The sequence below is a fragment of the Ramlibacter sp. bp-362 genome (assembly GCF_054956735.1).
In genome coordinates this window covers 1-10,720 of the sequence record NZ_JBUDXE010000015.1, presented here as the reverse complement: position 1 = coordinate 10,720, position 10,720 = coordinate 1, and the positions used below count along the sequence as shown (strand labels likewise).

The 10,720-nt window shown below is 67.6% G+C and carries 11 protein-coding genes; 7 read left to right on the top strand and 4 right to left on the bottom strand.

What is annotated here, in order from left to right:
* The first annotated feature begins 10 nt into the window (after window positions 1-10).
* The 3 genes from ACY0MJ_RS18300 to ACY0MJ_RS18290 are packed head-to-tail and all read left to right on the top strand — an operon-like array spanning window position 11 to window position 3,175.
* Window positions 11-970, top strand: coding sequence for a hydroxymethylglutaryl-CoA lyase (locus ACY0MJ_RS18300; RefSeq protein ID WP_462639972.1), 960 nt, complete (start codon window positions 11-13; stop codon window positions 968-970).
* The gene (locus tag ACY0MJ_RS18295) at window positions 963-2,162 is read left to right on the top strand and encodes a CaiB/BaiF CoA transferase family protein (protein ID WP_462639971.1); all 1,200 of its coding nucleotides are present in this window, start codon (window positions 963-965) and stop codon (window positions 2,160-2,162) included. Before ACY0MJ_RS18300 ends, ACY0MJ_RS18295 begins: the two co-directional genes overlap by 8 nt.
* Before the next feature lie 32 nt (window positions 2,163-2,194).
* The gene (locus tag ACY0MJ_RS18290) at window positions 2,195-3,175 is read left to right on the top strand and encodes a Bug family tripartite tricarboxylate transporter substrate binding protein (RefSeq protein ID WP_462639970.1); all 981 of its coding nucleotides are present in this window, start codon (window positions 2,195-2,197) and stop codon (window positions 3,173-3,175) included.
* A 165-nt stretch (window positions 3,176-3,340) separates the two neighbouring features.
* Here the strand turns inward: ACY0MJ_RS18290 and rocF are convergent, their stop codons facing one another.
* On the bottom strand, window positions 3,341-4,249 hold the full coding sequence (gene rocF / locus ACY0MJ_RS18285) for an arginase (protein WP_462639969.1): 909 nt from the start codon (window positions 4,247-4,249) through the stop codon (window positions 3,341-3,343).
* A gap of 130 nt (window positions 4,250-4,379) precedes the next feature.
* On the opposite strand from rocF, the gene ACY0MJ_RS18280 reads away from it, so the two are divergent.
* The 4 genes from ACY0MJ_RS18280 to ACY0MJ_RS18265 are packed head-to-tail and all read left to right on the top strand — an operon-like array spanning window position 4,380 to window position 8,096.
* Window positions 4,380-5,534, top strand: a complete 1,155-nt coding sequence (locus ACY0MJ_RS18280; protein WP_462639968.1) for a zinc-dependent alcohol dehydrogenase — start codon at window positions 4,380-4,382, stop codon at window positions 5,532-5,534.
* Window positions 5,535-5,546: 12 nt separating this feature from the next.
* On the top strand, window positions 5,547-6,083 hold the full coding sequence (locus ACY0MJ_RS18275; RefSeq protein WP_462639967.1) for a hypothetical protein: 537 nt from the start codon (window positions 5,547-5,549) through the stop codon (window positions 6,081-6,083).
* Between the two features lie 18 nt (window positions 6,084-6,101).
* Window positions 6,102-6,911, top strand: coding sequence for a ferritin-like domain-containing protein (locus tag ACY0MJ_RS18270; protein ID WP_462639966.1), 810 nt, complete (start codon window positions 6,102-6,104; stop codon window positions 6,909-6,911).
* A gap of 12 nt (window positions 6,912-6,923) precedes the next feature.
* Window positions 6,924-8,096 carry a hypothetical protein gene (locus ACY0MJ_RS18265; RefSeq protein WP_462639965.1) on the top strand — a complete coding sequence of 391 codons (1,173 nt, stop codon included), beginning with the start codon at window positions 6,924-6,926 and terminating at the stop codon, window positions 8,094-8,096.
* Between the two features lie 105 nt (window positions 8,097-8,201).
* On the opposite strand, the gene ACY0MJ_RS18260 is transcribed toward ACY0MJ_RS18265, so the two are convergent.
* The 3 genes from ACY0MJ_RS18260 to ACY0MJ_RS18250 form a co-directional block, all read right to left on the bottom strand.
* Window positions 8,202-8,918: a hypothetical protein gene (locus ACY0MJ_RS18260; RefSeq protein ID WP_462639964.1), complete on the bottom strand. Its 717-nt coding sequence runs from the start codon at window positions 8,916-8,918 to the stop codon at window positions 8,202-8,204.
* Window positions 8,919-9,106: 188 nt separating this feature from the next.
* The gene (locus tag ACY0MJ_RS18255) at window positions 9,107-9,679 is read right to left on the bottom strand and encodes a hypothetical protein (RefSeq protein ID WP_462639963.1); all 573 of its coding nucleotides are present in this window, start codon (window positions 9,677-9,679) and stop codon (window positions 9,107-9,109) included.
* Window positions 9,680-9,785: 106 nt separating this feature from the next.
* Window positions 9,786-10,442 carry a DUF4272 domain-containing protein gene (locus tag ACY0MJ_RS18250; RefSeq protein ID WP_462639962.1) on the bottom strand — a complete coding sequence of 219 codons (657 nt, stop codon included), beginning with the start codon at window positions 10,440-10,442 and terminating at the stop codon, window positions 9,786-9,788.
* Window positions 10,443-10,720: the final 278 nt, after the last annotated feature.

Below are 10,720 nucleotides of genomic sequence, written 5' to 3'. Positions count from 1 at the left end.
AACTCACCCCATGCATTCCTCCCCCGTCCCCGCGAGCACCCTGCCGCGCCGGGTGGTGGTGCGGGAGATGGGCCTGCGCGACGGCCTGCAGAGCGTCGCCACCATCGTCCCCACCGCCGCCAAGATCGAATGGATCCGCGACGCCTACGACGCCGGCGAGCGCGAGATCGAGGTCGGCTCCTTCGTCCCGCCCAGGCTGATGCCGCAGCTGGCCGACACGGCCGAAGTGCTGGCCTTCGCGCAGACGCTGCCCGGCCTGCGCGCCACGGTGCTGGTGCCCAACATGAAGGGCGCCGAGCGCGCGATGGATGCGAACGCGGAAATGATGCTGCTGCCGCTGTCGGCCAGCCATGCGCACAGCCTCGCGAACCTGCGCAAGACGCCGGACGAGGTGGTGGCCGAGATCGCCCGCATCCGCGCCGAGCGCGACGCGCGTGGATCGCGCACGCAGATCGAGGTGGGCATCAGCACCGCCTTCGGCTGCACGATCCAGGGCGCGGTCGATCCGCAGGAAGTGGTGCGGCTGGTGCAAGCCGTGCTGGATGCGGGCGTCGACGCGGTCGGCCTCGCCGACACGGTGGGCTATGCCGACCCGGCGATGGTGAGCGCGCTGTTCGAGCGCGTGCTGCGCGTCGCGGGCGACCGCCTCGTGTGCGGCCACTTCCACGACACGCGCGGCCTCGGCCTGGCCAACGTCTACGCGGCGATGCAGCTGGGCATCAGCCGCTTCGATGCCTGCAGCGCCGGCATCGGCGGCTGCCCGCATGCGCCGGGCGCGAGCGGCAACGTGTCCACCGAGGACCTCACCTACATGCTGCACAGCATGGGCATAGCGACCGGCCTGGATTTCGACAAGCTGCTGGCCCTGCGCGCCAAGATCGTGCGCTGGCTGGCAGGCGAGCCCACGCACGGCACCATCTGGAAGGCCGGCCTGCCGAAGACCATGCGCAAGGAGGTGGCCCATGCCTGAGGCCACGCCACCCCAGCCCCTCAAGGGCCTGCGCGTCGTCGAATTCACCCACATGGTGATGGGGCCCACCTGCGGCATGGTGCTCGCCGACCTGGGCGCGGAAGTGATCAAGCTGGAGCCGATCGAGGGCGACCACTCGCGCCGCCTGCTCGGCGCCGGCATCGGCTTCTTCCCCATGTTCAACCGCAACAAGAAGAGCATCGGCATCGACCTGCGCCACCCCGAGGGCGCCGAGCTCGCGCGCAAGCTGTGCGCCAGCGCCGACGTCGTGGCGGAGAACTTCAAGCCGGGCACGATGCAGAAGTACGGCCTGGATTACGCGTCGCTGAGCGAGATCAACCCGAAGCTGATCTACGCCACCTGCAAGGGCTTCCTGCCCGGCCCCTACGACCACCGCACGGCGCTGGACGAGGTGGTGCAGATGATGGCCGGCCTCGCCTACATGACGGGCCGCCCCGGCGACCCGCTGCGCGCCGGCACCAGCGTCAACGACATCATGGGCGGGATGTTCGCCGCCATCGGCGTGCTGGGCGCGCTGATCCAGCGCGGCATCACCGGCCGCGGCATGGAGGTGCAGTCGGCCCTGTACGAGAACAACGTGTTCCTGGTCGGCCAGCACATGCTGCAGTACGCGATCACCGGCAAGCCCGCGGCGCCCATGCCCGCGCGCGACAACCCCTGGGCCGTGTACGACGTGTTCACGGTCAAGGACGGCGAGCAGATCTTCCTGGCCGCCGTGAGCGACGCGCAGTGGGTGAAGTTCTGCGACGTGCTGGGCTTCCCCGAGCTGAAGGCCGACCCGGAGTACGCCACCAACAACCACCGCGTGCAGCAGCGCCCGCGTCTGCTGCAGGACCTGCGCGAGCGCCTGCGGCATCGCGACGCGGCGGAACTGGCATCGCTGATGGAGAAGGCGGGGCTGCCTTTCGCGCCGATCCGGCGCCCGGAAGAGCTGTACGATGACGAGCACCTGCTCGCCACCGGCGGACTCGCCGACGTGCGCCTGCCCGACGGCGCCAAGGCCGGCGAGACGGTCAAGACCACCCTGCTGCCCTTCACCCTCGCTGGCGAACGCCTCGGCGTGCGCCTCGACCCGCCGAGCCTCGGCGCGCACAGCCAGGAATTGCTGCAGTCGCTCGGCCTCAGCCCCGACCAGATCGAGAACCTGAGGGCGCGCGCCGTGGTGGCCTGAATTTTTTTCACCCTTTCCCGTTGGAGACAAGAATGAAGCAAAGCATCCTCACGCGCCGCCAGGTCCTGGCCGGCGCAGCGGCCGCCGGCGTGGCCGCCAGCCTGCCGTTCGCCGCGCAGGCGCAGTCGACCATCCGGTTCGTGCTGCCCAACGCCACCGGCTCCGGCATCGACGCGATCACGCGCTCCGCCGCCCCGGCCCTGAGCAAGGCGCTCAACGGCTCGGTTGTGGTGGAGAACCAGCCCGGCGCCGGCGGCGTGCTGGGCCTGCAGACGCTGGCGCGCTCGGCGCCGGACGGCAACACGCTGTCCTTCGTGTCGAACAACGTCGTGATCTTCCCCAGCGTGCTGAAGAGCCTGCCCTTCGACATGCCCGGCGACTTCACGCCGATCGCGGTCGTCGGCGCCACGCCGATGGTGCTGGTGGTGAACCCGTCGAGGATGCCGGCCAACAACGCGAAGGAGTTCTTCGCGCTGCTGAAGGCCAAGCCGGGCAACTACAACTTCGGCTCCGGCGGCAGCGGCACCATCCTGCACCTCGCCACCGAACTGGTGATGGAAGCGGCCGGCACGAAGGCCGTGCACGTCCCCTACAAGGGCGTGGGCCCGATGGTGGGCGACCTGCTGGGCGGCCAGATCGATTTCGCCACCGCGGCGCTGCCGAGCGTGCAGTCGCAGATCAAGGCCGGCATGCTCAAGCCGATCGGCACGCTCGCGCCGCAGCGCACGCCGGCCGCGCCGGAGATCATGACCTTCGCCGAGCAGGGCCTGAAGGACTTCTCGGTGGAAGCCTGGTTCGCGCTGATCGGGCCCAAGGGTATGAGCCCCGCGGCGGTGAAGAAGGCGCACGACGGCGTCGTGGCGGCGTTCAACGATCCGGCGGTGAAGGAAGCCCAGGCGAAGATGGGCAACACCATCCGCATCAGCACGCCGGAAGAGGCGGAACACGCGTTCCGCAGCGAACTGGCGAAGTATGCGGCGCTGGTGAAGAAGGTCGGGCTGCAGCCGCAGTAAGGCGGGATCGGACAGCCGGACGCAGAGGTCGCAAAGGATTCGCAGAAGTCGCAAAAGAACAGCCATGAAAAGGAGGAACCCTCTCCTCCTGTTCCATGGTTCTCTTTTGCGACCTTTGCGTCATCTTTGCGACCTCTGCGTCCGGGTGTCCGCTTTGGTTTCCGGTCAGCGCGCCAGCGTCGACGCCCCGAACAAGCTCGTGATGAACTCCACCGCCAGTTCCGCGGTGCGATTGCGCACGTCCAGCGCCGGGTTGATCTCCACCACATCGAGCGATCGCAGTCGCCCCGTGTCCGCGATCATCTCCATGCACAGCTGCATCTCGCGGTAGGTCGGCCCGCCGCGCACGCCGGTGCCCACGCCCGGCGCTTCCATCGGGTCGAGGCAGTCCAAGTCGAAGCTCACGTGGATGTGCGTGTCCTCGTCCACGTCCTGCAGCACCTCCGTCATCGTGTAGCGCATGCCGTGCTCGTCGAGGTGCCGCATGTCGAACACCTGCAGGCCCAGCAGGCGGATCGCCTGCTTCTCCTCGGCGTCGACGCTGCGGATGCCGATGAAGTCGATGCTCGCCGCGTCCAGCGCCGCGCGTTCGCCGCTCCAGCCCACCAGGTCCTCGGGGCCGTGGCCCAGCAGGCAGGCAACGGGCATGCCGTGGATGTTGCCGCTGGGGCTGATCGCCTCGGTGTTGACGTCGGTGTGCGCGTCGAGCCAGATCACGCGCAGGTTCTTGCGCTCCTCGCGGCACTGCCGCGCCACGGCGCTGATCGAGCCGATGGCCAGGCAGTGATCGCCGCCCATCAGCAGCGGCACGTGGCCCATCGCGAGTGAAGTCGACACCGCGTCGAACACGGCGCGGTTCCACGCCACGACTTCAGGCAGGTGGCGGATGCCGTTGGCCGGCGGATTCCAGGGGTTGGGCGGGCCCGCGAGGTTGCCGCGGTCGATCACGTCGAAGCCGTGGCCGCGCAGCGCCTCGGCGATGCCGGCCACGCGCAGCGCATCCGGGCCCATGCCGGCGCCGCGGACGCTCGCACCGACGTCCGTCGGCGCACCGATGAGGCTCACTGTCGTCATGGTCGCTGCGTGCATTGTGGCCCATACCGCGCGGCAGCCGGGCCGATTGCTACAGGATGCATCCGCGAGCACCAAGGCCGCGTTCGTCTCCGGAGAATGGGCCGGACGCATGAAACCAAGGGAGTAACGAATGCTGGCGATGGACTACCGCGGGCCCTACCGCGTGCGCACGACCCACAAGGCAGAGCCGGAGATCGAGCACCCCAACGATGCCATCGTGCGCGTGACGCGCTCGTGCATCTGCGGCTCGGACCTGCACCTCTACCATGGCCTCGTGCCCGACACGCGCGTGGGCAGCACCTTCGGGCACGAGTTCACCGGCATCGTCGAGGAGGTCGGCCCCTCGGTGCAGAACCTCAAGGTCGGCGACCGCGTGCTGGTGCCCTTCAACATCTTCTGCGGCAGTTGTTTCTTCTGCAAGAAGGAACTGTTCTCCAACTGCCACAACGTCAACCCGGAAGCGACGGCCGTGGGCGGTATCTACGGCTACTCGCATACCACGGGCGGCTACGCCGGCGGCCAGGCCGAGTACGTGCGCGTGCCCATGGCCGACGTCGGCCCGACCGTGCTGCCGGCCGACCTGGACCTGGACGACGCGGTGCTGCTCACCGACGTGTTCCCCACCGGCTACCAGGCGGCGGAGATGGGCGGCATCCAGGAAGGCGACACGGTCGTCGTGTTCGGCGCCGGGCCCGTCGGCCTGATGGCCGCGAAGTCGGCGTGGCTGCTCGGCGCCGGCCGCGTGATCGTGGTGGACCACCTCGAGTACCGTCTCGAGTTCGCGCGCAGCTGGGCGCCCTGCGAGATCGTCAACTTCAAGGAAGTGGACGACATGGCGATCCACATCAAGAGCATGACGGACTGGCTGGGCGCCGACGTCTGCATCGACTGCGTGGGCGCAGAGGCCGCGGGCAACGCGCTGCAGCGCCTGACCGGCGTGCGGCTGAAGATGCAGGCCGGCGCCGCCACCGTGCTGCACTGGGCGATCAACTCGGCGCGCAAGGGCGGCACCATCTCCATCGTCGGCGTGTATGGGCCGACCTTCAACTTCGTGCCGATCGGCAACGCGCTGAACAAGGGCCTGACGATGCGCATGAACCAGGCGAGCGTGAAACGCCACCTGCCGCGCCTGATCGAGCACGTGCAGGCCGGGCGCGTGAAGCCGAGCGAGATCATCACCCACCGCTTCGGGCTGGAAGACATCGCCGACGCGTACCACATCTTCTCGAGCAAGCTGGACAACTGCATCAAGCCGGTGCTGGTGCCGCGCTCGGCGATGCACTGAACGGAGGCGGGCATGAGCAACCATCCGGAAGACGCGACCATCTACGTCGAGAAGACCGACCCGCAGGAGCAGCGCCGCCGCCCGCCCTCGGGCATCAACGGCTGGGGCGCCGACCTCGACCCGCAGGCCCGCCCCGCCGTGCCGATGGAGCGCACGCCGCCGCGCCTGCACAACGTGCACTGGGACGCCCCGGAAGCGCAGCGCCGCACCGTCAAGGTGTTCCACTCCACCGAGCGCCCCGGCCTCACGCCGGTCTTCGGCACCACGGTGCCGCCCTCGGGCCTGTCGGGAATGATCCGCGCCGGCGCCTTCCGCTTCAGCGAGAACGACCTGCGCCACTGGCTGATGCTGCTCTTCGCCGACCGCGTGAACGTGGTGGAAGGGATCATCGACGACCTCGCGCGCGGCCACGTGCCCAACCTGTTCCGCGAGATGGGCGGGCCGGCCGAGTGGCGCTACAACCGCCAGGGCTTCCTGCGCAAGGCGGCCATCGGCGGTGCCGTCGTGGCCGTGCTGCTCTACGCCAACAGCCGCCGCCGGCGGCGCTGACATTCACGAAGGGGAACCATGGAAGCCACCACCATCGGCATGAACCGCACCGGCGCGAAGCTCTCGCCGGCCGGCACCGAGGCCATGAACCAGGCCACCAACGAACTCGCGCCGCCGGGACCCATCGACACCGGCGCCACCGAGGCCGAGCGCCTGGTCTACATTAACGAAGCGGAGGCCGTCGGCTCCATCCCGCCGCCGGCCTCGATGAAGGGCCTGCTGAAAGCGGGCGTCGCCAAGCTGAAAGGCGCGCAGCCCAGCATCTTCTTCGACAAGATCGGCGAGCGCATCGCCTTCGAGCGCGCCGGCGTGCGCCTGTACGACGCGCTGCTGCTGAAGTACCAGGGCGTGGAGCAGATCGGCGACGAGCTGCTGCCGCCCGCCGAAACCGTGCTCGACTTCTCTTTCGAAGGCATGCACGCGCTCGCGCCCGTGGGCGGCGAGAGCCCCGTCGAAACGATGCAACGCATCCGCAGCGAGGAGCTCGCGCACTTCCACATGCTGTGCCAGTGCATGGAGCAGCTCGGGGGCGACCCCACGGCCATGACGCCCTGCGCCGACGTGACGGCCACCGCATCCATGGGCATCGTGCAGGTGCTCACCGACCCGCGCACGACGCTGGCGCAGTGCCTCAACGCGATGCTCACCGCCGAACTGACCGACAACGCCGGCTGGGAACTGCTGATCTCGCTGGCCGAGGACGCGGGCCAGCCGGAACTGGCCGGCCGCTTCCTGGGCGCGCTGGCACAGGAACAGGAACACCTGGCCATCGTCAAGGGCTGGCTCACCGCGCTGGTCTCGCAGGGCGCCGGCACCGAGGCCGTCTGAGGAGGAACGAACATGGTCAACCTGCTGAAGGACAAGGGCACGCCGCTGGCGAAACAGAAACTCTCCTGGAAGGACATGGTCGGCAAGCCGATCAGCAAGCTGGACGACGACGCCTTCACCCGCGTGCGCATCATCCTGATGAACGGGCTGGAGCTCGACGCGCTGCGCACGAAACAGGTGGCGATCCGCTGCAACCGCGAGGCGCGCGTGCCGCTCGCGCAGGTGATGCGCGTGGAGCAGCACCAGGCCACGACGATCAACTGGCTGATCGGCGCCGACCACTCGCCCATCGAGACGACCATCGGCTACGAGCAGACGGCGATCGAGGTGACGGCCTCGGTGGCGCAGCTGGAACCGGACGACTACATGGCGCAGGCCTACCGCTACGCGCTGCTGGAGGACTTCGACCACCTGTACCGCTACAGCGCGCTGCTGGACCGGCTGGAAGGCAAGGACGCCAACAACATCACCCAGGGCTACACCGACATCGTGCCGGCCCGCGCGACGCTCTTCCACCACCGCGCGCCGGAGCACGACCTGGTGGAGCCCTACGGCCCCGACGCGGCGCTCGCCACCAAGCTGCACGCGCTGACGCTCACCGGCGGCGAGTACCAGACGCACGACTACTACATGAACATCGGCCCGATCTTCGCGGACCCGGTGGCGCGCCAGCTCTACGCCGAGATCGCCTCGGTGGAGTCGCAGCACATCACGCACTACGGCTCGATGCTGAACCCGGACGAGAGCGTGCTGGAAAAGCTGGTGATCGCGGAAGCCTGCGAGGTGTGGAACTACGCCGGCGCGCTGGCGCAGGAAACCAACCCGCGCGTGAAGGCGATCTGGGAACGCTTCCTGGACTACGAGCTGGGCCACCTGCAGGCGGCCATGCAATTGTTCAAGGACATCGAGCGCCGCGACCCGGCGGAGCTGCTGGGCAACGGCGCCCTGCCGCCGTTCATCCAGTTCGAGAGCCAGCGCGAGTTCGTTCGCCAGGTGGTCGAGACCGAGACGCAGATGCGGAAGAACGGTACGCGCTTCGTGGACGAGGCGGAGGAAGGCAAGAGCTCGCTGGCGTATCGACAGGCAGTGAATGCGAAGGGGTCTCCGTCGGAGGCTGTGGCGGAGACGTATAGCTGGACGCCGGGGACGGAGTTGATGCGGATGGGGGTGGAGGAGGAGGCCTAGAGCACCTTGTCGTCCAGCCTTCCTTGTCATCCCCCTCCCTTGTCATCCCGGCGAAAGCCGGGATCCATGTCTCCAGGAAGCGCCGCACCCGCGGCGCTTCTCACATCAAGGCTTCAAATCCTGCGCGACGGACTCCCCGATCTGCGCCGCCGCTTCGCTCAGCACCCCGGCCGTCCTGGCCGGATCCGCCATCAGCTGGTCGAAGTTGGCGAACCCCGCCTTCGCCGGCCGCATCTTCCACCCTTCCTGCTTGGGCGCCCAGCCCGTCCCGTGGTATCCCCGGTACACCTGCTCCTTCCTGTCCTTGCCGAGGAGCGTGACGACCGCCGTGACCGTCGGCGTGTAGTCGCTCAGCGCACCGGTGGCGATGAAGCCGACGATCGTCGGCGCCACCACGAGCACTGCGTCGGCGTCCGAGTGGATCTGCGCGAAATCGAGCCTGTAGTTCCCATCCTTCTCCTGCCAGGGAGCCTCTTCCACCTTGGCGGTGAATCCCCTGCGCGAGAGCTGGGTGGCGATGCTGTCGGCCAGCGCGCCGGACGTGGGCGTGGCGTTCTTCTCCTTCATGGCCTTGGTCAGCCGCTCCTGCTTGTTCTGCTGGTCCGCGGCCGCGATGGCGCCGCCGATGAGGCCAAAGGCCATGCCCGGATGGCCGAAGTTCATGACGGTGTAGGTCTTCGGCTCGGGCGAGCGGATCACCGCGATGGTCTTGACGCTGGCGATGGCGGACGGGGCGGCGTCGATCTTGGGGACCGGCGCGGCGCATCCGGCGAGGAGCGCCATGACGAAGGCCAGGACGAGAAGCTTGATGGAAACGCGCATGCGGACTCCCTGAAGATGAGTGGCCGTATTGAGCCACTCAGGTGCTGTGGGTCGCACCCTCAAGTCGAACGAGATTGACGGGGGCAGAGCCGCCAGGCGACGCCGATGACTTCCGCGGGCTGCGTCGTTGTTCTGCAACCCACTTCGCTCTCTACGGAAAGGTCGGTGGGCACTCTCCGGGAGCGCCTTTACACCGCACCGGCACGCTCCTCGCCAGATTCCGCCGGCGCGAGCAGCAGCCGGGCGGAGATCGCATGGGCTTTCGCGACCAGGATCACTCCCGCCAACAGTTGAACCACCCCGGCGATCCCGTCGAGATGTCGCGAGGCCTCCAGGCTGGAAAGCGGTGCGCCGCCCGCAATCCAGAACGAGGCCAGGGAAACGTACGCCGAGAGCGGCGGAAGGGCGCGCAGGACAATGACCGCCAGGCCGAGAACCACGCACGCCACGACGACGACCTGTTCCGCCGGCAGCCGCAGCTTGTCTTCGAATCTCGTACGCGGAACCAGCTGGTGGGCGATGGACATGGGGAACAACCACATGAGCAAAGCTCCGACCAGGTAGATCGAGGCGATGAAGTACGGCACCCAGGTCGGCGCCGGTGAGCCCGAGGCCTTCATGGCCTGGGCAATTCCCAGGGCCTGGATCGCAGTGAGCCCGAGCCATATGGAAAAGAGGCGAGCCGCGAGTGCGACCACTTGTTGCGGTGTCATGGTTTTCGTGCTCCCCCGAACAGGATCGTGGTGCTGCAGTATGCGCATGAAGCCATGACGCCACCTCATCATGCAAACGACCCGGGAATGTAAGCGCGCAGGCGGTGGGGCGCGCCTCCTGCGATTGGGGGAGATGCGGTGTCCCACTGCCATGTCAGGTGTCAGTGGTGACCTCATCCCACTCCTGACCCATGTAGCCAATCAGCCAGTTCAAGGCGTAGTGCCGCTCCAGCACCACTCCCGGTTCGAGGCCCGCAGGCGAAGACCGGCCACGAATGCGAGCATCCACGACGGCCCAGTGGTATCGGTAGATCCGGTCCGCCTGATCCAGGATTTCTCCCAATGACCTTAGTCTTGCATCTCCAACAAAGGATCTGGCGGATCGCTCCTGCATGACGCGAAGTGCTCGCGCTACCTCGCAGATGGCTGTGGGCTTGGACAATCGTTCGACGTAGCCGAGCGCCCAAAGCAACGCCCACGCAGCCTCGTATCTCCAGGAGAACTGGACGCGGTCATGCTGCGAAGGCGCGTCTGACTTGAAGAAGGCACGCTCCTTCGGAGTGAAGAACGGGGAAACGCCGTACGCCGATGCGACCCGCTCCACGACAGCTTGCTCGAGCCCCTCGGCCTTCACGGCGACCACCAGCAAGCAGAGCGCCCTCTGTGCAACCTCTTCCTTGGTTCGCCGCCTGACCTCGCTCTCGGTCTCGATGACGGGCAGATACTCATTGATCGGCACGCTCTCCGATTGGAGGACGGCCTCGGAGCGAGCGCGCCGCTGGAGTGCCTCGGGGGAAGGTTGCTGCTCCATTCGTTTGATTCGCCTCTTGCGTTCTTCAATGGTGGGCGCGGAGTGTGCGAAGCCGATCACTCCGGCCAACACGGTGGTCAGGAGGACACGGCGACGGCCATGTTGAAACGGGATAGTTGTCTCGCTAATTCGCAACCTCTACACGGCCATCTGCCCACACCTTCAGGACCAGCGGAGTCAGCTTGTACGGCTGGCGGCCATTGAACCGCGCCGGCTTTCCCGGAGGCTCCTACACTTGAGACGGAGCCATGAGAAAGTCAAAGAAGTTTTCCCCCGAG